At 54.2% G+C, this 25,581-nt stretch carries 24 protein-coding genes, 6 tRNA genes and 2 other RNA genes; 1 reads left to right on the top strand and 31 read right to left on the bottom strand.

Annotated features, from left to right (window positions below; all coding sequences use genetic code 11):
* Positions 1-86: 86 nt before the first annotated feature.
* The 27 genes from J2Y91_RS14830 to sdhC all read right to left on the bottom strand — a co-directional run bounded on the left by J2Y91_RS14830 (position 87) and on the right by sdhC (position 20,381).
* Positions 87-210: non-coding RNA, RtT sRNA (locus J2Y91_RS14830), on the bottom strand.
* Between the two features lie 31 nt (positions 211-241).
* Positions 242-317 (bottom strand) — tRNA-Lys (locus J2Y91_RS14825).
* 4 nt (positions 318-321) lie between these two features.
* Positions 322-397: transfer RNA gene (locus J2Y91_RS14820), tRNA-Val, on the bottom strand.
* Positions 398-443: 46 nt separating this feature from the next.
* Positions 444-519 (bottom strand) — tRNA-Lys (locus J2Y91_RS14815).
* A 40-nt stretch (positions 520-559) separates the two neighbouring features.
* Positions 560-635 (bottom strand) — tRNA-Lys (locus J2Y91_RS14810).
* Positions 636-639: 4 nt separating this feature from the next.
* Positions 640-715: transfer RNA gene (locus J2Y91_RS14805), tRNA-Val, on the bottom strand.
* A 46-nt stretch (positions 716-761) separates the two neighbouring features.
* Positions 762-874, bottom strand: a non-coding RNA gene (locus J2Y91_RS14800) — RtT sRNA.
* A gap of 12 nt (positions 875-886) precedes the next feature.
* Positions 887-962: transfer RNA gene (locus tag J2Y91_RS14795), tRNA-Lys, on the bottom strand.
* 164 nt (positions 963-1,126) lie between these two features.
* Entirely contained in the window at positions 1,127-1,930 is an 804-nt protein-coding gene (gene cpoB / locus J2Y91_RS14790) for a cell division protein CpoB (RefSeq protein WP_133624159.1), read from the bottom strand.
* A 9-nt stretch (positions 1,931-1,939) separates the two neighbouring features.
* A complete protein-coding gene (gene pal, locus J2Y91_RS14785; RefSeq protein WP_048916711.1) occupies positions 1,940-2,458 on the bottom strand; it encodes a peptidoglycan-associated lipoprotein Pal in 519 nt (172 codons plus the stop codon).
* A 44-nt stretch (positions 2,459-2,502) separates the two neighbouring features.
* Positions 2,503-3,795, bottom strand: coding sequence for a Tol-Pal system beta propeller repeat protein TolB (gene tolB, locus J2Y91_RS14780; protein WP_048916712.1), 1,293 nt, complete (start codon positions 3,793-3,795; stop codon positions 2,503-2,505).
* Between the two features lie 110 nt (positions 3,796-3,905).
* The gene (gene tolA, locus J2Y91_RS14775) at positions 3,906-5,186 is read right to left on the bottom strand and encodes a cell envelope integrity protein TolA (RefSeq protein ID WP_133624160.1); all 1,281 of its coding nucleotides are present in this window, start codon (positions 5,184-5,186) and stop codon (positions 3,906-3,908) included.
* A 29-nt stretch (positions 5,187-5,215) separates the two neighbouring features.
* Positions 5,216-5,647 carry a colicin uptake protein TolR gene (gene tolR / locus J2Y91_RS14770; RefSeq protein ID WP_048916715.1) on the bottom strand — a complete coding sequence of 144 codons (432 nt, stop codon included), beginning with the start codon at positions 5,645-5,647 and terminating at the stop codon, positions 5,216-5,218.
* Between the two features lie 13 nt (positions 5,648-5,660).
* A complete protein-coding gene (gene tolQ / locus J2Y91_RS14765) occupies positions 5,661-6,338 on the bottom strand; it encodes a Tol-Pal system protein TolQ (protein ID WP_180276721.1) in 678 nt (225 codons plus the stop codon).
* Positions 6,339-6,343: 5 nt separating this feature from the next.
* Entirely contained in the window at positions 6,344-6,748 is a 405-nt protein-coding gene (gene ybgC, locus J2Y91_RS14760; RefSeq protein WP_048916717.1) for a tol-pal system-associated acyl-CoA thioesterase, read from the bottom strand.
* 251 nt (positions 6,749-6,999) lie between these two features.
* Positions 7,000-7,293 carry a cyd operon protein YbgE gene (ybgE, locus tag J2Y91_RS14755; protein WP_133624161.1) on the bottom strand — a complete coding sequence of 98 codons (294 nt, stop codon included), beginning with the start codon at positions 7,291-7,293 and terminating at the stop codon, positions 7,000-7,002.
* The gene (gene cydX / locus J2Y91_RS14750) at positions 7,293-7,403 is read right to left on the bottom strand and encodes a cytochrome bd-I oxidase subunit CydX (RefSeq protein ID WP_099753591.1); all 111 of its coding nucleotides are present in this window, start codon (positions 7,401-7,403) and stop codon (positions 7,293-7,295) included. Before cydX ends, ybgE begins: the two co-directional genes overlap by 1 nt.
* 16 nt (positions 7,404-7,419) lie before the next feature.
* A complete protein-coding gene (gene cydB, locus J2Y91_RS14745; protein ID WP_133624162.1) occupies positions 7,420-8,559 on the bottom strand; it encodes a cytochrome d ubiquinol oxidase subunit II in 1,140 nt (379 codons plus the stop codon).
* Between the two features lie 15 nt (positions 8,560-8,574).
* Positions 8,575-10,143, bottom strand: coding sequence for a cytochrome ubiquinol oxidase subunit I (gene cydA, locus J2Y91_RS14740; RefSeq protein WP_099753589.1), 1,569 nt, complete (start codon positions 10,141-10,143; stop codon positions 8,575-8,577).
* 608 nt (positions 10,144-10,751) lie between these two features.
* Positions 10,752-11,624 (bottom strand): succinate--CoA ligase subunit alpha, encoded by an 873-nt coding sequence (gene sucD, locus J2Y91_RS14735; protein WP_048916721.1) that lies wholly within the window; start codon positions 11,622-11,624, stop codon positions 10,752-10,754.
* Positions 11,624-12,790, bottom strand: a complete 1,167-nt coding sequence (gene sucC / locus J2Y91_RS14730; RefSeq protein ID WP_048916722.1) for an ADP-forming succinate--CoA ligase subunit beta — start codon at positions 12,788-12,790, stop codon at positions 11,624-11,626. The genes sucD and sucC overlap by 1 nt, the downstream gene beginning before the upstream one ends.
* 88 nt (positions 12,791-12,878) lie before the next feature.
* Complete coding sequence (gene odhB, locus J2Y91_RS14725) at positions 12,879-14,102, bottom strand: 2-oxoglutarate dehydrogenase complex dihydrolipoyllysine-residue succinyltransferase (protein WP_048916723.1); 1,224 nt, start codon at positions 14,100-14,102, stop codon at positions 12,879-12,881.
* 13 nt (positions 14,103-14,115) lie between these two features.
* Positions 14,116-16,923, bottom strand: a complete 2,808-nt coding sequence (gene sucA / locus J2Y91_RS14720; protein ID WP_133624163.1) for a 2-oxoglutarate dehydrogenase E1 component — start codon at positions 16,921-16,923, stop codon at positions 14,116-14,118.
* 229 nt (positions 16,924-17,152) lie between these two features.
* Positions 17,153-17,869, bottom strand: coding sequence for a succinate dehydrogenase iron-sulfur subunit (locus J2Y91_RS14715; RefSeq protein WP_048916725.1), 717 nt, complete (start codon positions 17,867-17,869; stop codon positions 17,153-17,155).
* 15 nt (positions 17,870-17,884) lie between these two features.
* Positions 17,885-19,651: a succinate dehydrogenase flavoprotein subunit gene (sdhA, locus tag J2Y91_RS14710; RefSeq protein WP_133624164.1), complete on the bottom strand. Its 1,767-nt coding sequence runs from the start codon at positions 19,649-19,651 to the stop codon at positions 17,885-17,887.
* Complete coding sequence (sdhD, locus tag J2Y91_RS14705; protein WP_048916727.1) at positions 19,651-19,998, bottom strand: succinate dehydrogenase membrane anchor subunit; 348 nt, start codon at positions 19,996-19,998, stop codon at positions 19,651-19,653. Before sdhD ends, sdhA begins: the two co-directional genes overlap by 1 nt.
* The gene (sdhC, locus tag J2Y91_RS14700; protein WP_048916728.1) at positions 19,992-20,381 is read right to left on the bottom strand and encodes a succinate dehydrogenase cytochrome b556 subunit; all 390 of its coding nucleotides are present in this window, start codon (positions 20,379-20,381) and stop codon (positions 19,992-19,994) included. The genes sdhD and sdhC overlap by 7 nt, the downstream gene beginning before the upstream one ends.
* 636 nt (positions 20,382-21,017) lie before the next feature.
* Between sdhC and J2Y91_RS14695 the strand changes: the two genes are divergently transcribed.
* Complete coding sequence (locus J2Y91_RS14695) at positions 21,018-22,301, top strand: citrate synthase (protein ID WP_048916730.1); 1,284 nt, start codon at positions 21,018-21,020, stop codon at positions 22,299-22,301.
* Between the two features lie 90 nt (positions 22,302-22,391).
* On the opposite strand, the gene nei is transcribed toward J2Y91_RS14695, so the two are convergent.
* The 4 genes from nei to J2Y91_RS14675 are packed head-to-tail and all read right to left on the bottom strand — an operon-like array spanning position 22,392 to position 25,567.
* Positions 22,392-23,183 (bottom strand): endonuclease VIII, encoded by a 792-nt coding sequence (gene nei / locus J2Y91_RS14690; protein ID WP_133624165.1) that lies wholly within the window; start codon positions 23,181-23,183, stop codon positions 22,392-22,394.
* Positions 23,184-23,200: 17 nt separating this feature from the next.
* Positions 23,201-23,842 (bottom strand): pyroglutamyl-peptidase I, encoded by a 642-nt coding sequence (gene pcp, locus J2Y91_RS14685; RefSeq protein ID WP_048916732.1) that lies wholly within the window; start codon positions 23,840-23,842, stop codon positions 23,201-23,203.
* A gap of 7 nt (positions 23,843-23,849) precedes the next feature.
* Entirely contained in the window at positions 23,850-24,839 is a 990-nt protein-coding gene (locus J2Y91_RS14680; RefSeq protein WP_048916733.1) for a DUF979 domain-containing protein, read from the bottom strand.
* A complete protein-coding gene (locus tag J2Y91_RS14675; protein ID WP_133624166.1) occupies positions 24,839-25,567 on the bottom strand; it encodes a DUF969 domain-containing protein in 729 nt (242 codons plus the stop codon). Before J2Y91_RS14675 ends, J2Y91_RS14680 begins: the two co-directional genes overlap by 1 nt.
* Positions 25,568-25,581: the final 14 nt, after the last annotated feature.

Below are 25,581 nucleotides of genomic sequence, written 5' to 3'. Positions count from 1 at the left end.
GTAGTGGCTGACCCTCTTTTTCGGTCAGCCAGAATCGCACAGAATCGCACATAGCAAAAAGGCGCCTTTAGGGCGCCTTCTTACATTGGTGGGTCGTGCAGGATAACTCGGCTTCGCCTCGCCCTTCGGGTCGTTGCTGGCGCAACGCTGTCTCACTGCGTTCGACCCGAACCTGCTGCAGGTTCGAACCCCGCCCGAATCGCACATAGCAAAAAGGCGCCTTTAGGGCGCCTTCTTACATTGGTGGGTCGTGCAGGATTCGAACCTGCGACCAATTGATTAAAAGTCAACTGCTCTACCAACTGAGCTAACGACCCGATATGGTGGGTGATGACGGGCTCGAACCGCCGACCCCCTCCGTGTAAAGGAGATGCTCTACCAACTGAGCTAATCACCCATATCGAAACTTTAAAGCACGGTTTACACCGCTTAAAACTTAATAGTGGTGGGTCGTGCAGGATTCGAACCTGCGACCAATTGATTAAAAGTCAACTGCTCTACCAACTGAGCTAACGACCCGCAATGCGGTTAATCTTTGCTACTTTCACGCTTTAAAGTTTGGTGGGTCGTGCAGGATTCGAACCTGCGACCAATTGATTAAAAGTCAACTGCTCTACCAACTGAGCTAACGACCCGATATGGTGGGTGATGACGGGCTCGAACCGCCGACCCCCTCCGTGTAAAGGAGATGCTCTACCAACTGAGCTAATCACCCATATCGAAACTTTAAAGCACGGTTTACACCGCTTGAAACTTAATAGTGGTGGGTCGTGCAGGATGACTTCGCCCTTCGGGCCGTTGCTGACGCAACGTTGTCTCGCTTTCGCTCGACTCGAACCTTTACGGTTCTCATCCTTCACGGTTTACACCGCGTAAAACTTAATAGTGGTGGGTCGTGCAGGATTCGAACCTGCGACCAATTGATTAAAAGTCAACTGCTCTACCAACTGAGCTAACGACCCACTTTTGTGCTGCTGGCGTCTCTTAACATATCCCCCGGCAACGGCGGCATATATTACTGATTTGAATTTCCAGCGCAACCACTATTTCAGGTTAAGCTGTTCAACTGCTTAGCTTTCACGCGGTAAGACCAGAATTCAGGCGAAATCTGGCCAGATGGCGCAAATTACAGAGCGGCCGAACGTTTTTGCGCCTGTTTCGCTGCATCAGTATTAGGGTAAAGTTTTACCACCTGCTGATACACCGCTTTGGCTTTTGCCTTGTCGCCTTTTTCCTGCATGATCACCCCCACCTTCAGCAGCGCATCGCCACTCTTCGGTGATTTAGGGTAATTTTTTACTACGGTGGCAAAATAATAGGCCGCGTCGTCTTTTTTACCTTTGTTGTAATTCAACTGTCCCAGCCAGTAATTGGCATTCGGCTGGAAGGTGGAATCCGGATACTTCTTCACAAAGGCCTGAAAAGCGGCGATCGCCTGATCGTACTGCTTTTTCTCCAGCACCAGTGCCACTGCGGCATTGTAGTCGGTGTTGGCATCACCGCTTTGCACAGGCGCAGCAGCAGCGGCGGCAGGAGCCGCCGCCGCGTCGCTACCTGACGCACCGCTATTGCCTGCCGCAGCATCGCCGCCAGCTGCGGCTGCGTTAGCATTTGCGCCACCGCTGCTCAGACTGTCGATCTGCTGGTAAAGGCCTTTCTGACGTTCCACAACCTGGTTCAGCTGATAGCTGTTTTCCTGGATCTGACCACGTAACTGGTCAATATCATTTTGGTTAGCGGAAAGTTGCTGCTGAAGCTGCTGGAGGAGCTGTGCCTGAGCATTAGAAATACGCTCAAGAGTGGTGACGCGGTCTTCAACCGAGCCAGAGCCAACGTTACTGATTGTTGCCTGGGCATTAGCGGCCCAGGGGGCCGCTACGCCAATCAGTAACGACAGACTCAACAGGTGAGTTCTGAAGCTACTAATCATGTGATTCTCTTAGTAAACCAGTACTGCACGACGGTTTTTAGCATAAGCTGATTCGTCGTGACCCAGTACTGCAGGTTTTTCTTTACCGTAAGAAACGATAGAGATCTGGTCAGCAGAAACGCCTTTACCCTGCAGGTACATTTTCACAGCAGTAGCACGACGCTCGCCCAGTGAAATGTTGTACTCAGGAGTACCGCGCTCATCCGCATGACCTTCAACGGTCACTTTGTAAGATGGGTTGCTACGCAGGAAGTTTGCGTGTGCATCCAGCATCTGAGCGAATTCTGACTGGATGTCAAACTTGTCCAGACCGAAGTAAACGATGTTGTTTTTCTGCAGTTCTTGCATCTGCAGACGTGCCTGCTCGTCAGAAGACATGTTACCGCTGTTCATGCCGCTGTTAGAACCGTCACCCATGCCCATACCGTTGGTCTGGTCATTGTTGTTGTTCTTGTGAGAGCTACATGCAGCCACTGCGATTACTGGCAGTGCCAGCAGTAAGCCTTTCAGCACTTTGTTCAGTTGCATTATTTAATTCCTATTATAGTTTGCCATACATATTTACACATGCATCACAGATACGGCGACCAGGCAGGAAATTTGACCTGTCCATCGGTTGCCGGAAGACGCGCTTTGAAACGCCCATCCGTCGAAACCAACTGCAATACGGAACCCATCCCCTGAGTAGAGCTATAGATTACCATCGTGCCGTTAGGTGCGAGACTTGGCGTCTCATCCAGGAACGTGTCCGTTAATTGTTGAACGGCTCCCGTTACCAGATCTTGTCGAGCGACGTGTTGAGCGCCGCTGTTGGTGCTGACCATCACCATTGATTTGCCATCAGTGCTTACGTCGCCATCCTGGTTTTGACCGCCTTCCCAGGTAATGCGCTGCGGCGTGCCGCCGTTAACACCAATTTTATAAATTTGCGGACGACCGGCCTGGTCGGAGGTATAGGCCAGAGTCTGGCTGTCCGGGAACCAGGTCGGTTCAGTGCTGTTGTAACGACCGTCGGTCACCTGAGTGATCTGGCCTGAACCGAGGTTCATCACGTAGAGATTCAGACTGCCGGTTTTCGACAGTGCGAATGCCAGCTTAGAACCATCGGGTGAGAATGCAGGCGCACCGTTGTGACGCGGGAATGAGGCTACCTGTTTAATTGCACCGTTAGCCAGCGTCTGAATCACCAGCGCAGACTTACCGCTTTCAAAGGTCACATAAGCCACTTTACTCCCGTCTGGAGACCAGGCAGGGGACATCAATGGCTGCGGTGAACGGTGAACCACAAACTGGTTGTAGCCGTCGTAGTCGGAAACGCGCAGTTCATACGGGAACTGGCCACCGTTGGTCTGCACCACGTAAGCAATACGCGTACGGAATGCACCTTTAATCCCGGTCAGCTTTTCAAAGCTCTCATCACTGGCGGTGTGTGCGGCGTAGCGCAGCCACTGCTTGGTGACTTTGAACTGGTTTTGCGCCAGTACCGCACCAGGGTTACCCGAGGTGTCGACCAGCTGGTAAGAGACGGTATAGCTACCGTCAGCGCCCGGCTGAACCTGGCCCACAACCACCGCATCAATACCCAGCGCGGTCCATGCAGCAGGCTGCACTTCGGCAGCAGAGGTAGGCTGCTGTGGTAAACGTGAACGATCGATTGGGTTAAATTTACCGCTGTTACGTAAGTCGGCAGCAACGATGCCACCAATATCTTCCGGTGCTGCACCCGGGCCGTCCCACTTAAACGGCACAACGCCGATAGGACGCGCGGTGTTCACACCCTGAGTAATTTCAATGCGAACTTCTGCATGCGCAACCGCGACAAACAGCATTAAAACGCTCAGCGCTACACGAAATGCCTGCTTCATTATTTCTCCCTTACCCGGACATAGCACCCGTGGTAAATAGCCTTGTAATCAACAAACCTAAGAGTACGACATGGTGAACATAGTTCAACATGCCGCTTATTACCGAATACTTACGGCTTAAACTCGAGCGTGGCGTTTTTTACTGCCTGCCAGACTTCTGGGCTTGGCGGTCTCGGCATTTTCGCCATATTGGCAGCGTTAATTGCCGCCTGACACAATGCCGGGTCACCACTGCTTGCCTTAGCAAATTTCAAGAATCCATCCTCTGCCAAACTAATTTTCACATCGCAGGTTTTCCCTGCAAAGGTATCCGCGTCGTAAAACTTGCTCTGTATTGCGCCTTTTACCTGGCCCAGATAGCTGTCGATAGCAGCACCAGACGCACCGGATTTCTTCTGCGTACCCTGCCCCGCAGCCCCACCGCCTCCGGCAGCTTTACCGGACTTCGGCGCATTTTTACCTGAAGTCAGGTCACCCAGCAGGTCACCGACATCACCAGACTCTTTCGCGGCTTCCGCTGCGGCTTTCTTCTTGGCGGCGGCATCAGCTTTGGCTTTCGCCGCAGCGTCAGCTTTTGCCTGAGCGGCAGCATCAGCCTTGGCTTTGGCAGCGGCCTCGGCTTTTTCTTTCGCAGCAGCAGCGGCTTTCTCTTTCGCCTCTTCTGCGGCTTTGGCTTTCGCATCGGCAGCAGCCTGCTGTTTCGCTTCCTGGGCTGCTTTCGCCTCCGCCGCTGCTTTCGCTTTGGCTTCCGCGGTCGCCTTGGCTTTCGCATCGGCCACGGCTTTCTCTTTAGCGGCTTCTGCGGCGGCCTGCTTCGCTTCGGCCTCAGCTTGTTTCTTCGCATCAGCAGCGGCTTTTTTAGCCTCTTCTGCCGCTTTTTTCTGGGCGTCAGCCGCAGATTTCGCCTGGGCATCCGCCTGAGCTTTGGCATCGGCTTTCGCTTTTGCCGCGGCGGCTTCTGCCTGTTTTTGCTCCTGCTGCGCCTGCTTCGCCGCGTCCGCTGCCTGTTTCTGCTCAGCCGCCTGTTGTGCGGCCTGCTGTTTGGCTTCTTCCTGCGCCTGCAGACGCTCTTTCTCCATCTGCTTTAGCTGCTTCTGTTCAGCAGCCTGCTTTTGCTGCAGCTCTTCCGCCTGCTGCTGCGCCTGTTTCTGGCGCTGCTGTTCGGCACGTTTGCTTTCGCTCTGCTGATTTTGCTGACGATTGTACTGTTCTACCACCGCGCCAGAATCGACCATCACTGCATCAATATCGCTACCGCCACCGCCGCCGCTGGCGTCGATGTTTTCGTCAAACGAGCTCCATACCAGTAGTGCAATCAAAATGATGTGCAAAATGACTGATACGGTTATGGCACGTTTTAACTTTTCGTCTTGCTCGGTTGCCTTCGACACTCTCGGTTCCCAAAAACGGTTCGAATGAATTAAATCGGCTGCGTCATTAATCCGACAGACTTAACGCCGGCCTGATGCAGCAAGTTAAGCGCCTTGATGATCTCGTCATAAGGCACTTCTTTGGCTCCGCCAATCAGGAACACGGTTTTCGGGTTAGCCGTAATGCGACGCTGCGCCTCGGCAACCACCTGTTCCGGTGGCAGCTGCTCCATCCGATCGTGATCAACCACCAGGCTGTACTGCCCGACTCCGGAAACTTCGACGATCACCGGAGGGTTATCATCGCTGGAGACGGTCTTAGAATCCGTTGCGTCCGGCAGATCGACTTCCACGCTCTGGGTGATGATGGGCGCCGTTGCCATGAAAATCAGCAGCAGCACCAGCAGCACGTCCAGCAGCGGTACGATATTTATCTCGGACTTAACTTCGCGGCGACCACCGCGACCCCGTTTTCTGGCCATGCTAACCTCCGACTTACTTGCTGACGTCGCTTGAGAATGCCTGACGATGCAGGATAGCCGTGAACTCTTCCATGAAGTTATCGTAGTTCTGCTCCAGCTTGTTAACGCGCTGGCTCAGGCGGTTATAGGCCATAACCGCCGGGATGGCTGCAAACAGACCAATCGCCGTGGCGATCAGTGCTTCAGCGATACCCGGTGCCACCATTTGCAGGGTGGCCTGCTTCACCGCGCCCAGCGCGATAAAGGCATGCATGATCCCCCACACCGTACCAAACAGGCCGATATACGGACTGATTGAACCGACGGTGCCAAGGAAAGGAATGTGGTTTTCAAGCGCTTCCAGTTCACGGTTCATGGAGATGCGCATAGCGCGCGTCGCGCCTTCTACGACCGCTTCCGGCGCGTGATTGTTGGCACGATGCAGACGGGCAAACTCTTTAAAGCCTGCGTAGAAAATCTGCTCAGAACCGCCCAGCTCATCGCGACGGGCCTGGCTTTCCTGATAGAGACGAGACAGCTCGATACCGGACCAGAACTTATCTTCGAAGGCATCCGCATCACGCGTGGCAGCATTCAGAATACGGGTACGCTGAATGATAACGGCCCAGGAGGCGATAGAAAACCCGATCAAAATCAACATGATAAGTTTGACCAGAAGGCTCGCCTTCAGGAACAAATCAAGAATGTTCATGTCAGTCACTGCTTGAACTCCGCGACAATAGACTTGGGAAGCGCTATCGGCTTCATTAGATGTGGATTGATGCAGGCAATAAGGACTTCTGCTTCATTGAGCACACGGCCTTCTGCATTAACGATGCGTTGTGCGAATGTCATGGTCGTTCTGCTCATGGCAATGACCTCGCTCTGCACGTCGAGCATATCATCGAGACGGGCAGCTGCAAGGTAATCGACCGTGATACGACGCACGACAAAGCCGACCTGCTGTTCCAGCAAAGCCTGCTGATTGAAATGGTGCTGGCGCAACATTTCAGTCCGTGCCCGTTCATAAAAAGCGACATAGCTGGCATGGTAAACCACACCACCGGCATCGGTATCTTCGTAATAGACACGCACCGGCCATCGAAACAGCGTTGTACTCACTCTACATCCCGGTAATGCTAATCATTGGTACAGGAAAACGTTGCTACTATACGCAAGAGCTAACTGCTTGGGAATGGATTGCCAGAGGGTTACGAAAATAATTATCCGGCGGTAACAACTTCACTGATTTCAGCATATTTGTTAAACAATGATTGACAAAAAAGCAGGTAAAAAAAGATTGGCGAAGGCGGGAATGAAGTGGAATTTAGCGGGAAAAATTATGGGCCAGAGAAACCTGGCCCATGGCATGCTTAAAGGAAGAAAAAGCCGACCCCGCTCAGCAATATCAGCAGCGCGGGCAGTGGCGCAAATAACCCACGCCAGCGCAGACGCTGGGGGCGGAATCCAACACCGTGGATCACCCCGGCACACACCGCCCACATCAGCAGTAACCCCTGCCAGATAGTCAGTTCGCTGCTGTTGGCTGCGAAGCGTGACGGGTCCCAAAACATGCAGCCCGCCAGCAGCAACGCCGCCGCCAGGGACAGCGCCCGTAACGGGCCCTTATCCATCAGTTGATAAAGACGAGCGATGCCCTCCCCCATTACGATTTCTCTTCAGCGCTTGCCGCTTCAGCCTGCTCTAACGCCAGGGCTGTAATAATACCGAAGGCACAGGCCAGCAGCGTGCCGAGGATCCAGGCAAAATACCACATGATGACGCTCCTTCTGTTAATAGAGAGAATTGCTGTTACCTTCAATATGCTCTTTGGTCAGGCGACCGAACATCTTGTAGTAACACCAGGTTGTATAAGCCAGGATGATTGGCACAAAGATAATGGCTGCCACGGTCATCACTTTCAGGGTCAGCAGCGTCGACGTGGCATCCCACATCGTCAGGCTGACGTTAGGTACGGTGCTGGAAGGCATCACGAACGGGAACATCGCTACCCCCGCCGTCAGGATCACGCACGCCATGGTTAAGGAAGAGAAGACAAATGCCCACGCCCCTTTTTCCAGCCGCGAACACATAATGGTCAGCAGCGGCAGCACCACGCCCAGCGCCGGAATGGTCCAGAGAATCGGTGCATTGTTGAAATTCACCATCCAGGCACCCGCCTGCTGACTCACTTCTTTCACCAGCGGGTTGGACGGGCCGTTATGATCCAGTACCGAGGTCACCACGTAACCGTCAATTCCATAAACCACCCAGACGCCTGCGAGCACAAAGCACACCATCATAACCAGCGCACAGATCTGCGCGGTAATACGCGCGCGCAGGTGCAGCTCACCCACGGTACGCATCTGCAGATAAGTTGCCCCCTGAGTCAGGAACATCATCAGGCTAACGATACCTGCCAGCAGGCCAAACGGGTTAAGCAGCTGGAAGAAGTTGCCGGTGTAGAACAAGCGCAGGTCAGTATCAATATGGAAAGGCACGCCCTGCAGCAGGTTACCGAACGCCACCCCGATCACCAGCGGTGGTACAAAGCTGCCAATAAAGATTGCCCAGTCCCACATTCCACGCCAGCGCGGATCTTCTATTTTCGAGCGGTAGTCAAAACCGACCGGACGGAAGAACAGCGAGGCCAGCACCAGGATCATCGCCACGTAGAAGCCGGAGAAGGCCGCCGCATAGACGGTAGGCCAGGCGGCAAACAGTGCACCGCCGGCAGTGATCAGCCAAACCTGGTTGCCGTCCCAGTGCGGGGCGATACTGTTGATCATGATGCGGCGTTCGGTATCGGTACGGCCGAGAATGCGCGACAGCACCCCCACCCCCATATCGAAACCATCGGTGATGGCGAATCCGATACACAGGATGCCAATCAGCAGCCACCAGATAAAACGCATTAGTTCATAAGTTAACATGTGTGCACTCCTGTCTTATCGAACCGGCTGCGGCGCGGTGGCGGACTGTTCAAAGTGATAGCGCCCGGTTTTCAAGCTGCTTGGGCCAAGGCGCGCAAACTTGAACATCAGATACATTTCAGCGACCAGGAATAGCGTATACAGACCGCAAATCAGTCCGATGGAGAACAGCAGATCGCCAATGGTCAGTGACGAGTTCGCCACGGCGGTTGGCAGCACTTCACCGATGGCCCACGGCTGGCGGCCGTATTCAGCAACAAACCAGCCTGACTCAATGGCGATCCACGGTAACGGAATACCGTATAGCGCGCATTTGAGTAGCAGCGGGCACTTGCCGATGCGATTGCGGATCACCGACCAGAATGACAGGCCGATAATCAACAGCATCAGTACGCCACACAGCACCATAATGCGGAATGAGAAGTAGAGCGGCGCCACGGCAGGAATCGAATCTTTAGTGGCCTGCTGGATTTGTGCTTCGCTGGCATCCGCTACGTTCGGCGTATAGCGTTTCAGCAACAGCCCGTAACCGAGGTCCTTCTTGGCCGCATTGAATTCAGCACGTACGGCAGGATCCTGATTGCCGGTGCGAAGCTGCTGCAGCAGCTGATAAGCCTTCATGCCGTTACGAATACGCACTTCGTGCTCGCTCATCAGCTCTTTCAGGCCGGTCACCTGCTTATCCACGGAGCGAGTGGCAATTAAGCCCAGCGCCCAGGGGATCTGAATAGCATAGTTATTGCGCTGTGCTTCCTGATCGGGAATACCAAACAGGGTAAACGCCGCCGGGGCTGGCTGGGTTTCCCATTCGGCTTCAATAGCCGCCAGTTTGGTTTTCTGCACGTCACCGACTTCGTAGCCTGACTCATCACCCAGCACGATGACGGAGAGGATAGCGGCCATGCCAAAGCTGGCGGCAATGGCAAAGGAGCGTTTGGCAAAGGCCATATCGCGCCCGCGCAGAAGATAGTAGGAGCTGACCCCAAGGATAAACATCGCACCGCAGGTATAGCCTGCCGCCACGGTGTGAACGAATTTAACCTGAGCAACGGGGTTGAGGACCAGTTCAGAGAAGCTGATCATCTCCATGCGCATGGTTTCGAAGTTGAAATCGGAGGCAACCGGGTTTTGCATCCAGCCATTTGCCACCAGAATCCACAGGGCGGAAAGGTTTGAGCCTAATGCCACCAGCCAGGTCACAGCCATATGCTGTACTTTACCCAGACGATCCCAGCCGAAGAAGAATAGACCGACAAAGGTGGATTCAAGGAAGAACGCCATTAAACCTTCAATGGCGAGCGGAGCACCGAAGATATCCCCGACATAGTGAGAGTAGTAAGACCAGTTGGTGCCGAACTGAAACTCCATGGTAAGCCCGGTGGCGACGCCCAGAGCAAAGTTAATACCAAATAACTTGCCCCAGAATTTGGTCATATCTTTATAGATCTGTTTGCCGGACAGAACATATACGGTTTCCATGATTGCCAGTAAAAACGCCATACCCAGCGTTAATGGCACAAACAGGAAATGATACATGGCAGTCAAGGCAAACTGTAATCGCGACAGTTCGACAATATCCAACATTTCGACTCCTTGCTCCGCTAGCAGATCGCGCTGAATAATACCCGAGTAAAACACTCAGTTATTCTCGACGAAATCTCCAACAAATGAAATTTTATCCCATGGTAGTTTTCGACGCAGGGCGCGACGCCTTAGCCTGACGACTAAAGGTTACCAACGGCTTAAACACGCTAATTTTAGAGGTTTTACTATTGTACGCCTTTATACACACAACTTTAAAGCGGTTTTGTGACGACAGTATTATTTTTCACTTTTCACATCAATTTGCTGAGCGATATAGGTAAACCCGCCAAATTGATACAGCGCAATTTAAACTAAAAGCTAAGACACTTTCCAGCAATAAAGACGATAAATAAACCTGCTTTTCTTGATCCAGATTAAGATAATGACTGGCATTAATATGGTAGCAAAAAGGAGATGTTAAGTTATTGTATGCGCTTTCCAGATGGGCGTTAAAAATAAACACAAGATCGTGGTTATTTTAGGTTAAATGATTTTTACCCGATGGATGGATAAAAAATAAAGTTAAATCTTAAGCTGATAAAAGTGTGGCATAAGAAGATAAAAAAGCCACCCGCAGGTGGCTTTTTTTGCTGTATTGCACAGCGTGCTTACTGAGGCAGAACCGCTTTCACCGCGTCACCGATGTCAGCCAGGCTGCGCACGGTTTTCACGCCTGCCGCTTCCAGTGCAGCAAACTTCTCGTCAGCTGTCCCTTTACCGCCTGCAATAATTGCACCCGCATGGCCCATACGCTTACCTTTAGGCGCGGTCACGCCTGCAATGTAACCGACAACCGGCTTGGTGACGTACTCTTTGATAAACGCAGCCGCTTCTTCTTCTGCGCTACCACCGATCTCACCGATCATCACAATCGCTTCAGTCTGTGGGTCATCCTGGAACAGCTTCAGGATATCGATAAAGTTAGAGCCCGGAATCGGGTCACCACCGATACCCACGCAGGTAGACTGGCCGTAGCCAATGTCTGTAGTCTGCTTAACGGCTTCATAAGTCAGCGTACCAGAGCGGGAAACGATACCGATACGGCCCGGCTGGTGGATGTGACCTGGCATGATGCCGATTTTGCACTCGCCTGGGGTGATAACACCCGGGCAGTTTGGACCGATCATACGCACGCCAGCTTCATCCAGCTTCACTTTTACCGTCAGCATATCCAGCGTTGGAATACCTTCAGTGATGGTGATGATCAGCTTGATGCCTGCATCGATAGCTTCCAGGATACCGTCTTTGCAGAACGGAGCAGGAACATAGATCACAGAGGCAGTTGCCCCCGTGGCTTCTACGGCTTCGCGTACGGTGTTGAATACCGGCAGACCGAGGTGCTCAGTACCGCCTTTGCCTGGGGTGACACCGCCAACCAGCTGAGTACCATAAGCTAATGCCTGCTCGGAGTGGAAAGTACCCTGCCCACCGGTGAAGCCCTGGCAGATAACTTTGGTGTTTTTATCGATCAAAATAGACATTATTTACCCTCCGCTGCGGCAACAACGCGCTGCGCCGCGTCACTCAGGCTGGTTGCTGCAATAATATTCAGGCCGCTGTCTGCCAGTTTCTTGGCACCCAACTCGGCATTGTTACCTTCCAGACGGACCACTACCGGTACGTTCACGCCCACTTCAGCGACCGCGCCAATAATACCGTCAGCAATCAGGTCGCAGCGTACGATGCCGCCGAAGATGTTAACGAATACGGCTTTCACCGCGTCGTCAGACAGGATGATTTTGAACGCTTCGGTGACGCGCTCTTTGGTTGCGCCGCCGCCAACGTCCAGGAAGTTAGCTGGCTGGCCACCACTCAGCTTCACGATGTCCATGGTGCCCATTGCCAGACCGGCGCCGTTTACCATGCAGCCGATGTTACCTTCCAGTGCCACATAGTTCAGTTCCCACTGCGCTGCGTGTGCTTCGCGTGAGTCTTCCTGGCTTGGGTCACGCATTTCGCGCAGCTCAGGCTGACGGAAAAGTGCGTTGCCGTCGGCAGTCAGTTTACCGTCCAGGCAGACCAGATCGCCCTGCTTGGTGATGACCAGCGGGTTGATCTCAACCAGTGCCAGGTCACGCTCCAGGAACAGCGTTGCCAGACCCATGAAGATCTTGGTGAACTGGCCAACCTGCTTACCGGTCAGACCCAGTTTGAACGCCAGCTCACGGCCCTGATAGGGCTGTGGTCCGGTCAGCGGGTCCAGCGCCATTTTATGGATCAGGTGCGGGGTTTCTTCCGCGACTTTCTCAATTTCTACGCCGCCCTCAGTAGAGGCCATAAACACCACACGACGCGTGCCACGGTCGACTACCGCGCCCAGGTACAGCTCCTGGTCGATGTCGGTCGCAGATTCAACCAGAATCTGGTTAACCGGCTGACCATGTGCGTCTGTCTGGTAGGTCACCAGACGTTTGCCCAGCCAGTTTTCAGCGAATGCGCGGATGTCTTCTTTACTGTTTACCACTTTCACACCGCCCGCTTTACCACGGCCACCGGCATGAACCTGACATTTCACTACCCACGGGCCGGCACCAATTTTAGAGGCGGCTTCTTCTGCTTCGCGTGGCGTGGTGCAGGCATAACCGGTTGGTGCCGGTAAGCCATACCGTGCAAACAACTGTTTTGCCTGATATTCGTGTAAGTTCATGATGTTCTATCCATTCAGGTCTGAAAAGACTTAGCCACGTTGTGGCTACACATAGGGTTGGGCACGGCGCAAGGCCGTGCCCAGGGGGTTAGACATCCAGCAGCAGACGCTGTGGATCTTCCAGCAGTTCTTTGATTGCGACCAGATAGCCGACAGATTCGCGGCCATCGATCAGACGGTGATCGTAAGAGAGTGCCAGATACATCATTGGCTGGATCACCACCTGACCATTCACCGCCATTGGACGATCTTTAATGGCGTGCATGCCAAGGATCGCGCTCTGCGGTGGGTTGATGATCGGGGTAGACATCAGCGAGCCGAACACACCACCGTTGGTGATGGTGAAATTACCGCCGGTCAGTTCGTCAACGGTCAGCTTACCGTCGCGCCCTTTCACCGCCAGCTCTTTAATTTTCTTCTCGATATCCGCCATGCTCAGCGCATCAACATCTTTCAGCACTGGCGTCACCAGACCGCGCGGCGTGGAAACCGCGATGCTGACGTCGAAGTAGTTGTGGTAAACCACATCTTCGCCATCAATGGAGGCATTCACTTCCGGGTAACGCTTCAGCGCTTCAACCACCGCTTTGATGTAGAAGGACATAAAGCCCAGACGCACACCGTGACGTTTCTCGAACGCTTCACCGTACTGCTTACGCAGTGACATGATTGGCTGCATGTTCACTTCGTTGAAGGTAGTCAGCATGGCAGTGCTGTTCTTCGCTTCCAGCAGACGTTCAGCGACGCGTTTGCGCAGGCGCGTCATCGGAACGCGTTTTTCGCTACGGTTGCCGAGTGAAGTTGCTGGAGCAGCAGCAGCAGGTGCCGCTTTAGGTTCTTCCGCTTTCGCAGGTGCTTTAGCCAGATGTTTTTCCACATCTTCACGCGTGATTCGGCCACCGACACCCGTGCCTTTAATGGCTGCGGCATCAAGGCTGTGCTCAGCAATCAGGCGACGGATCGCCGGGCTCAGTGCGTCATTGCTCTCTTCTTCCAGCGAAGCAGTCTGGCGCTGTGCCGGAGTAGAATCATTGCTTTCTGCTTTAGCTGAGGTCTCTTTACCGCCGCTGTTGCCTTCTTTCAGGCGACCCAGCGCCTGGCGAGAAAGCACGGTCGCGCCTTCTTCTTCCAGAATCGCTTCCAGCACACCATCCGCAGGTGCAGGAACTTCCAGCACCACTTTATCGGTTTCAATTTCTACCAGCACTTCATCACGCTTAACGCTGTCGCCGGGCTTTTTATGCCAGGTTGCCACGCTGGCATCGGCGACGGATTCAGGCAGGTCAGGAACAACGATATCTACGCTACTCATTATTTATCCTTAATTATTCAACGTTCAGCGCGTCATTAACCAGATCTTGCTGCTGCGTCTGGTGAACGGACATATAGCCTACTGCCGGTGATGCAGATGCAGGACGACCGGCATAACGTAATGAAGCCCCAAACGGCACGACTTCGCGGAAATGGTGCTGGCTGCAATACCAGGCACCCTGGTTCAGTGGCTCTTCCTGACACCAGACAAAGTCATGCACGTGGGAATACTGTTGCAGCACATCCTGCACCGCTTTATGCGGGAACGGATAGAGCTGCTCAATACGCACGATGGCGACGTTGGTTTGTTCATTTTTGCGGCGCTTGTCAAGCAGGTCGTAGTAGACCTTACCGGAGCACAGCACAACGCGTTTCACGCCCTGAGGATCAAGGTCGTCGATCTCACCAATTGCCGTCTGGAACGCACCATTGGCCAGCTCTTCCAGTGAAGATACTGCCTGTGGATGACGTAACAGTGACTTCGGTGACATCACCACCAGCGGACGGCGCATGCCGCGCAGAGCCTGACGGCGCAGCATGTGGTAAACCTGTGCTGGCGTTGAAGGCACGCAAACCTGCATGTTCTGCTCGGCGCAAAGCTGCAGATAACGCTCAAGGCGTGCGGAAGAGTGTTCCGGACCCTGGCCTTCGTAACCATGCGGCAGCAGCATCACCAGGCCACACATACGGCCCCATTTCTGTTCGCCAGAGCTGATGAACTGGTCGATAACCACCTGAGCACCGTTGGCGAAGTCACCGAACTGCGCTTCCCAAATAGTCAGGGTGCGCGGTTCCGCAGTCGCATAACCATATTCAAATGCCAGCACGGCTTCTTCCGACAGGACGGAGTCCCAGACTTTGAAGATGCCCTGACCGTTATGAACGTGCTGCAACGGCGTGTAAGTCGAGCCGTTAGCCTGATTGTGGATGACGGCATGACGGTGGAAGAAGGTTCCGCGCCCCATATCCTCACCGGAGAGACGGCATGGAATGCCTTCATCAACCAGCGTGGCATAAGCGAGGTTTTCTGCAGCGCCCCAGTCGAACATTTTGTTGCCGGCCGCCATCTCTGCACGGTCATTGTAAATCTTGGCAACGCGCGACTGCATTTCCACCGCTTCCGGCACCGTACTGATGCGCTTAGCCAGTTCCTGCAGGCGCTTCAGTTCGATGGTTTCAGGATAACCTTCATCCCAGTCATGGTTCAGATAAGGCGACCATGTAAAGGAGTGCAGGCTCATCGGGCGCCATTCCGGCACAACGCACTCACCGGCATCCAGCGCATCACGGTACAGGTTGACCATTTCCGTGGCATCTTCCAGGCTGGCGACTTTTTCAGCTTCCAGCTTGTCAGCATAGATTTTACGCGGTGTCGGGTGCTTCTTGATTTTCTGGTACATCACCGGCTGCGTGGCGCTTGGCTCATCAGCTTCGTTGTGACCGTGACGGCGATAGCAGACCAGATCGATAAACACATCGCGTTTAAAGGTGTTACGGAAATCCAACGCCAGGCGGGTAACAAAGGCCACCGCTTCCGGGTCGTCGGCATTGACGTGGAAGATAGGTGCCAGCACCATTTTACCAATATCAGTACAGTACTGCGTAGAGCGAGCATCTTTCGGGTTTGAGGTGGTGAAACCAATTTGGTTATTGATCACGATACGCACGGTACCGCCCACTTCATAGCCGCGAGCCTGGGACATGTTCAGGGTTTCCTGCACCACGCCCTGCCCGATTACCGCGGCATCGCCGTGAATGGTAATCGGTAATACTTTGTTGCTGCTCGGTTCATCCAGACGGTCGAGACGGGCACGTACCGATCCCATCACTACCGGGCTGACGATCTCCAGATGCGATGGGTTAAACGCCAGCGCCAGGTGAACCATGCCGCCTTCGGTTTCCACATCAGAAGAGAAGCCCATATGGTACTTCACGTCGCCGGTACCGAGGTGCTCTTTATGCTTGCCGGAGAATTCGTCGAACAGGTCCTGAGGCTTTTTGCCCAGCACGTTGATCAGTACGTTCAGACGACCACGGTGCGCCATACCCAGCACCACTTCGCGCGTGCCGCTCTTACCGGCATGGCGGATCATCTCATTGAGCATTGGCACCAGCGCATCGCCACCTTCCAGTGAGAAGCGTTTGGCACCCGGGAATTTCGCCCCGAGGTAACGCTCCAGACCTTCTGCTGCGGTCAGCTGTTTGAGGAAGCCCTTTTTCTCTTCAACAGAGTAAGAGGCCTGCCCCACTACGGATTCCAGACGCTGTTGGATCCAGCGCTTTTCTTCCGTGTTGGTGATGTGCATGTACTCCGCACCGATCGAACCGCAATAGGTCTGTTTCAGTGCAGCATACAGGTCCGCCAGTTTTAGCGTCTCTTTGCCAATGGCGAAGGACCCGACGTTAAAACTCTCCTGGAAATCTGCATCGCTCAGGCCGTGATAGGCTGGGTCGAGATCCGGAACATCTTCCTGTTTCCACAGGCCAAGCGGATCGAGGTTTGCCTGCTGATGACCGCGGAATCGGAACGCGTTGATCAGCTGCAGTACCTTAACCTGTTTGGCATTGGTTTCAGGATCGCTAACAGAGGCCGTATAGCGCGAAGCATCTTTCGCCAGACGGCGGAAATATTCGCGAGTGGTGGAGTGAAATTGCTCAGGTCTAACCCCAGTGCCAGGAAGCTGCTGGAAAAGCGTCTTCCAGGCATCATCGACAGAGTCAGGATCGGTTAAAAAGTCCTCATAGAGCTGCTCTATGTAGGACTGGTTCGCGCCGGCCAGCCAGGTGGAGTCCAGCCAGGGTTTCATCGCGCTGTTCTGCATTGTGATCCCTTAAGCATATGTGTGCTTTTTTTTTCGCCGTGGTTGTATTAGTGGAACCTTTGCAAGTCCCCGCCGCGTTAACGGCTTACCGTGGTACGGTTCTTCGATACGAGCGAAAGGCCCGTAAGGGAACCTTTGCAAAGGGTTTCCGGCATGATTCAGTACCGAAAACACCTTACAAAGATCGCCTGGTAAAACGCCGGGAACCTGAGGCTCCCGGTGTTTAACGCTATGCGCCCCGCTGCAGCAGCATCGACTTAATATGGCCGATCGCACGCGTTGGGTTCAGCCCTTTCGGACATACGCTTACACAGTTCATAATGCTGTGACAGCGGAAAACGCTGAAAGCATCATTCAGATTGTCGAGGCGCGCATCGGTTTCGGTGTCGCGGCTGTCAATCAGGAAACGGTAAGCGGCCAGCAGGCCTGCCGGACCAATAAATTTGTCCGGATTCCACCAGAATGACGGGCATGAGGTGGAGCAGCAGGCGCAAAGAATACATTCGTACAGGCCATCGAGCTTTTCACGCTGTTCTGGCTCCTGCAGATGCTCCCTTGCTGGTGGATTCTGCCCATTATTCAACAGGTAAGGCTTAATTTTCTCATATTGAGTATAGAATTGCCCCATGTCTACCACCAAATCGCGGATTACCGGTAAACCGGGCAGCGGGCGGATGACAATCTTCTGTTTACCATTGCCCAATGCAGAGACTGGGGTAATACAGGCAAGACCATTTTTACCGTTCATGTTGATACCGTCGGAACCACACACTCCTTCACGGCAGGAGCGGCGGAACGCTAACGTCGGGTCTTTCTCTTTCAGACGCATCAGCGCGTCCAGCAGCATCATGTCACGGCCGTCTTCTGACTCCAGCGTATATTCCTGCATACGCGGAGCATCGTCGACTTCCGGGTTATAGCGATAGATGGAAAATTCGAGTCTCATGATTATCTCCGCAAACTAGTATGTACGCGCTTTCGGCGGGAAGGCCGCACGCAGTTTCGGCTGCATGTTCACCTCACGGCGCGTCATGCTTTCACTTTGCGGCAGATACAGGCTGTGGCATAACCAGTTTGCATCGTCACGGTCAGGATAGTCGAAGCGGCTGTGTGCCCCACGGCTTTCGGTACGGAAGTTAGCTGCAACTGCGGTTGCGTAAGCCGTTTCCATCAGGTTATCCAACTCCAGACACTCAACACGCTGAGTATTGAAATCTGGAGAACGGTCATCCAGGCGGGCATTCTTCAGGCGCTCACGCAGCACTTTCAGCTCTGCCAGACCTTTTGCCATGGCATCGCCTTCGCGGAATACCGAGAAGTTATGCTGCATACAGGTTTGCAACGCTTTACGCAGTTCTGCCGGATCTTCACCGGTCACGTTGTTATTCCAGCGGTTGAGACGTGCCAGAGAAGCGTCGACCTCTTCTTCGGTGGCATCGCGCAGTTCGCCCTGTTCGGCAATCGACTCTTGCAAATGCACACCGGCCGCACGACCAAATACCACCAGATCCAGCAGCGAGTTTCCGCCCAGTCGATTTGAACCGTGCACGGACACGCAGGCAATTTCTCCCACGGCGAACAGCCCCGGGATCAGCACATCTTCGCCTTTGTCGTTAACGGTTAACGCCTGGCCAGTCACGCGTGTTGGAATACCGCCCATCATATAGTGGCAGGTAGGAATGACCGGAATCGGCTCTTTTACCGGATCAACGTGAGCAAAGGTGCGGGACAGCTCCAGAATACCCGGCAGGCGGGACTCAAGGACATCTTTGCCCAGGTGATCCAGTTTCAGTTTGATGTGTGGCCCCCAAGGCCCCTCGCAGCCGCGCCCTTCGCGGATCTCGATCATCATTGAGCGCGCGACCACATCGCGACCGGCGAGGTCTTTGGCATTCGGTGCGTAACGCTCCATAAAGCGCTCGCCGTGTTTATTCAGCAGATATCCGCCTTCACCACGACAGCCTTCCGTTACCAGTACACCCGCCCCGGCAATGCCGGTTGGGTGGAACTGCCACATTTCCATGTCCTGCACCGGCACACCGGCTCGCAGCGCCATGCCGACACCATCGCCGGTACAGATATGGGCGTTAGTGGTCGACTGATAAATACGCCCGGCTCCGCCGGTTGCGAGAACAGTGGCTCGCGCTTTAAAGTAGACGACTTCACCATCTTCAATATTCAGCGCAGTGCAGCCGACAATAGCGCCATCGGCATTTTTCACCAGATCCAGCGCATACCATTCGGAGAAGATAGTGGTTTTGTTCTTCAGATTCTGCTGATACAGCGTATGCAGCAGAGCATGCCCGGTACGGTCAGCGGCAGCGGCAGTACGTGCCGCCTGTTCACCGCCGAAGTTTTTCGACTGACCGCCGAACGGACGCTGATAGATGCGGCCATCTTCCAGACGAGAAAAAGGCAGCCCCATATGTTCCAATTCGGTCACCGCTTCCGGGCCAGTTTTACACATATACTCAATCGCATCCTGGTCGCCGATATAGTCGGAACCTTTCACCGTGTCGTACATGTGCCATTCCCAGTTGTCATCATGGGTATTACCCAAGGCAACGGTGATACCACCCTGCGCAGACACGGTATGGGAACGGGTTGGGAAAACTTTAGACAACAGGGCACAGCTCTGGCCCGATTGGGAAATTTGTAACGCGGCGCGCATACCTGCGCCGCCTGCGCCGATTACCACGGCATCAAATTCTCTTACTGGCAACTTCATTACGCACCCCACACTACTACAGTTCCATAAATCGCATATACCAACAGCGCAACCACAATCACCAGCTGCAGCATCATGCGCATCGCCAGTGGTTTAATGTAGTCGGTCAGTACCTGCCACATGCCGATCCAGCCGTGCACCAAAATGGAGAACAGCGTCAGAAGGGTGAACACTTTAGTAAAGGAGGATGCAAAAAATCCGCGCCAGATGTCATAGGTCAGGGTCCCAGACATCACAATAAAACCGAGGATATACAGCACATACAGGGTCATAACCATGGCGGCAGCACGCAGCAGCAACCAGTCATGAATGCCGTTGCGACCCAGTGCAGAAGCGTTGCTTACCATACGAGGACTCCAGCCAGGATTGAGAGCACGACAGTGATACCGAATGCAATTTGCGCGGAGAGCTTGCCAGTTTGCAAGGTTTCACCCAGGAAGCCAAAGTCCATCATCATATGGCGAATGCCGCCGGCGATATGATACGCCAGTGCGGTTAAGATGCCCCACATAATGAATTTAGCGATAAAGCTGTCCATCACGGCAGATGCCTGCAGGAAGCCTTCGGGTGAAGAGAGCGAGAGACCCAGTAGCCAGAGCAGAATCCCGATCGCCACGAAGGTGATCACGCCGGAGACGCGGTGGAGAATGGACGCAATTGCAGTTAAGGGAAACCGGATCGTAGTGAGATCCAAGTTGACAGGTCTTTGTTTTTTCACGGTTTTGCCCACACAGCCTTTCTTATTTTGCTTCCTCCGGTCCTGAAGGCGGGTCAGACAGCGTTAATAAGGCAAGCATTCGCGCCAGGCACCAAAACAACAACGAACGTCCAGTGTCAAAAACGACGCGTATGAAACGCTGGGTGGCTCCTACTGCAGGGTATTTCCGGAGACCTGGCGGCAGTATAGGTGGATCACATTCTCATTACAATTCCCCTACAAACACTTTGGGAACATTTCGGCGGAACAGTGATCAGCCTCACGATTTTCACAATTGATACAATTTTAATTATCTGATTTGACAAAAGTTCAACATTCTTGTTACAAACGGACGGATAAAAGTTCTATGATGCACAAAAGTTATGGGGATACACTTTCCCCTAAGCACAAGTTATGTAACATTGGTCAGGATCATCAATAGACTATCAGGATTGGTTATCACTTTTTGTTATAGCCATACCGCATCGATGAACGACCATGTTACACATCAGAATTGCGCCACTCCGGCCAGCACGCGCCCGTCACTCTGTACCCTGCACGTAAAAAGATGCCACAGAGTTGATTACCTCATGCGCCAGGCAAGAGGCTGGGGAAATGCCGCATTCTGTTGATTACGATCCCTATATAAGGCGCTAAGGAGACTGTAAAATGGCTGATAAAAAAGCAACGCTAACCCTCGATGGCGAAGCTCCTATTGAGCTTAATGTGCTAAAAGGCACATTGGGTCAGGAAGAAATTGATGTCCGCACTCTCGGCTCAAAAGGTTACTTCACTTTTGACCCCGGCTTTACCTCTACTGCGTCCTGCGAATCTAAAATCACCTATATCGACGGCGATGAAGGCATTCTGCTGCACCGTGGCTTTCCGATTGATCAGCTGGCTTTGCACTCCAACTACCTGGAAGTGTGCTACATCCTGTTGAATGGCGAAGCCCCAAGCGCAGAGCAGTTCGAAGAATTTAAGACCACGGTGACGCGCCATACAATGCTGCACGAGCAGATTCACCATCTGTTCCGTGGTTTCCGTCGTGATTCACACCCAATGGCCGTGATGTGCGGTGTAACCGGTGCACTGGCAGCATTCTACCATGATGCGATGGACGTCAACATTGAGCGCCATCGTGAAATCGCCGCTTTCCGCCTGCTGTCGAAAATGCCGACCATGGCCGCGATGTGCTACAAATATTCCATTGGTCAGCCGTTTGTTTATCCGCGCAACGACCTCTCCTATGCCGGTAACTTCCTGAACATGATGTTCTCCACGCCGTGCGAAGAGTACGTGGTGAACCCGGTGCTGGAGCGTGCGATGGATCGTATTCTGATCCTGCACGCTGACCATGAGCAGAATGCTTCCACCTCTACCGTGCGTACTGCCGGCTCTTCCGGGGCTAACCCGTTTGCCTGTATCGCGGCAGGGATCGCCTCCCTGTGGGGACCCGCACACGGCGGCGCCAACGAAGCCTGTCTGCGCATGCTGGAAGAGATCAGCACCGTTGAGCATATTCCTGAGTTCCTGCGCCGCGCCAAAGATAAGAACGATTCGTTCCGTCTGATGGGCTTCGGTCACCGCGTGTATAAGAACTATGACCCGCGCGCCACCGTCATGCGTGAAACCTGCCATGAAGTGCTGAATGAGCTGGGGATGAAAGATGACCTGCTGGAAGTGGCGATGGAGCTGGAACACATTGCGCTGAACGACCCGTACTTCATCGAACGTAAACTCTATCCAAACGTCGATTTCTATTCAGGCATCATTCTGAAAGCGATGGGCATTCCGTCTTCCATGTTTACCGTGATCTTCGCGATGGCGCGTACCGTGGGCTGGATTGCACACTGGAAAGAGATGCATGACGACGGCGTGAAAATTGCCCGTCCGCGCCAGTTGTATACTGGCTACGATCAGCGCGATTTTACGTCGAATATTAAGAAGTAATTTGCGGGCGGAGCGAAAATGAGAGTCCGCTCCTACAGTAACAGAGTAGATTGACATAGGGGCCGATCGTTTTGATCGGCCCTTATTTTTTCATTTCTGACAGCCCGGACACCAGTAAAACGGCCGCGACGACAGCGTGGTGCGTTCAATGGTGGCACCACAGCGCTCGCACGCCCTCCCTTCCCGATGAAACACCTTAAAGCGAAACAGAGCGCCGTGATGATGATTCTCATCCGCCTGTCCGCGCGTCTGGTAAGAGAGTCGCGGGAGCGCCAGCAGTGCCGTAACCAGCGCATTTAACTGAGCATCATTAAGCGTTTCCGCTTTATGCTGCGGCGCCAGCGCGGCCTGCCAAAGAATTTCCACCCGCAGGTAGTTTCCCAGCCCGGCCAAAAATGACTGGTCCAGCAACAGCCCGCTGAACTGACGTCGGCGAAAACGCTTTGATAATAAACGCTCGCGCACCTGTGCTTCTGTCAGGGTCATATCTAACACGTCCGGCCCGACGCGCTGCAAAAACGGATGGCTGGCCAACCCGTCTGCATCCAGCAGCTCAATTTCCGAAGCGCTATAGAGCAGCAGGGTTTTATCCGCTGCCGCCAGTCTCACCCGCAATACGCGCTTGCTGGCAGGTTCAGTACCGCTATCCACCACGCGCCAGACGCCGTACAGCTGATTATGGCTGTACAGCGTAAGCCCGTTTGAGAAATGAGTTAGCAGCGCTTTGCCACGGGTTTCGATTGCGATGACCCGTTCACCCACCAGCGCCTGCTGATAAGTTTGCAATGCCGGAAAGGCGAACCAGACGTCGGTTAACACCTTGCCCTTAATCGCCTGTTCCAGCCGATCCGCCGCGCGACGGATTTCAGGACCCTCTGGCATGCTCTCCTCCCTGCGAATTAATGTGTGGCGCCGCCCTCGAGAGGGATATCCTCTTTCACCGTCAGCGCAATACCGATGGCCATCTCCAGCGCCAGCGTCACCGTGGTCAGCGACATGCTGGGTACGCCAGGGTGCTTTATCGCCTGTTCCGGCAGATAGGGAATGTGGATAAAGCCGCCGCGAGTTTTACGGCGCCGCAGGTGGTGCAGCAGGCCATACATCACGTTGTTACAGACATAGGTGCCCGCGGTCTGCGAGACCGAAGCGGGGATCCCCGCCTCGCGAATACCCGCCACCATCGCTTTTACCGGCAGCGTGGCAAAATAGGCAGCCGGTCCCTGCGGCTCGATAGGTTCATCAACCGGCTGCGCCCCGGCGTTGTCGGGAATGCGGGCATCATTCACGTTGATTGCGACGCGCTCCACGCTGATATCGGCTCTGCCGCCCGCCTGCCCCACCGCAATCACCAGTTCGGGTTTCAGCTCATCAATAATGCGGGTGATCTCATCTATCGCAGTACCGAACACGCAGGGTAGCTGTCTGGCGACCACTTTGGTCGAGCCAATCATCCGGTCGCTCAGTTGGCTGACTGCCTCCCAGGCCGGGTTTAACAGCTCGCCATCGAAGGGTTCAAAGCCGGTAATCAATACAGTTTTCATCGTTCCCTCACAAAAACATCAGGAAATAGAGCAGGAAGGTATTGGCCACTAACAGTAGCACACCGGTTGGGATCTGAGCTTTGATCACCGCATTTCGGTCCGGCAGCTCCAGCAGGCGCGCCGGAACAATGTTGAAATTCGCTGCCATCGGCGTCATTAACGTGCCGCAGTAACCGCAGAACATGCCAATCGCCGCCATAACCGCCGGATTGCCATGATGCTGCAGCACCAGAATCGGAATGCCGATGCCGGCAGTCACTATCGGGAATGCGGCAAAGGCATTGCCCATCACCATCGTCAGCAGCGCCATACCCACGGTATACAGCACCACGGCGATAAAGCGGTTATCAACCGCCAGATAGCTTTCGGTCAGATGAGAAATCGCCGACCCCACCCCCGCGCTGGTAAACAGTAACCCGAGGGTCGCCAGAATCTGCGGCAGGATAAACGCCCAGCCGATCGAGTCCAGCAGGCGGCGCGCTTCCTGTAAAGACTGTGCCGGTGCTTCATGCGTCATCTTCAGCGCTATCAGCCACGCCAGCAGGCAGCCAACCGACATCGATAGCAGTGTCACCAGCGTCGAGTGATTCCCCGCGCCGAACACTGCCAGCTGCAGGCCAGGAATGTTATTGAACGCCAGCACGCCAATCACCGTGACCACGGGAATAACCAGCGCCGGTAAAAACAGGCGATTGCCGAGGCGACTCGCGCTCTCTTCGCGCTGCTGCGGCGTGCGGGTAGAGTAGCTGCCCAGCCTGACGCCGCCGCAGCCGGCTATCAGCGCCATCACCACCACGCCCACGCCCACACCAATATGCAGGGTGCGTGCGCCGATCCAGGCCGTCGCCCAGTCGCCGATAAAGAAAACCAGGCCGTACAGCGCCCAAAACAGCCCGGTAGTTAAGCGGCGCGGATTACTTTTATCACGCCATGACATCAGCGCCACGATCAGCAGAATAGTGCCTGCCAGCCAGAAGAGATAAGCCTGCTGGAACATTATTTAGCCCCCTTCTGCTGTAAGGCACTGGTATTTAATTTACCCAGTTCAGCCGCCAGTTTTTTATCCAGACGATGCAGGCGCACCGCATGGATCAGGAAAGCACAGACCGCGGTCGGAATACCCCACAGGGCAATATGCAGCGGTTCGGTCTGAATACCCGCCGATTCCTGCATAAAGTTGTGCATAAAGATAATCGCGCCGAATGCCACGAAGATATCCTCACCGAAGAACAGGCCAACGTTATCCGTTGCCGCCGCCATTGCCCGCAGGCGGTAGCGCACCTGAGGCGGCAGCTCACCATAGCGGTTCTCGCTGGCGCCTTCGGCCATCGGTGCCAGCAGCGGACGCACCATCTGCGGGTGCCCGCCGAGGCTGGTCAGCCCCATGGCGGCCGTCAGCTCACGCGCCAGCAGATAGACAATTAACAGACGTCCGGCAGTGGCGCTGCGTATCCGCGCAATCCATGCCTGCGCCCTCTCCTTCAGCCCGTGGCGCTCCAGCAAGCCAACAACCGCCAGCGGCAGCAGCAGGATAAACGGCAGGTTACGGGTATTCAGGAAGCCGGAGCCCAGCTTTTCCAGGATGTCGCTAACCGGCATCTGTGCGGTCAGTCCGGTGATCACGCCGGCGGCGACCACGACAATGACCGGGTTGAAACGTAAAATAAAGCCGACGACGATGGCAGCAATGCCCAATAGCGGCCAGAGATTAATAGCAGCGTCCATGTTGATTCCTCAGA

It is taken from the genome of Erwinia aphidicola (assembly GCF_024169515.1).
Taxonomy (GTDB): domain Bacteria; phylum Pseudomonadota; class Gammaproteobacteria; order Enterobacterales; family Enterobacteriaceae; genus Erwinia; species Erwinia aphidicola.
Note: the sequence above shows the minus strand (reverse complement) of the source record. Positions and strands in the feature narration are given on the sequence as shown.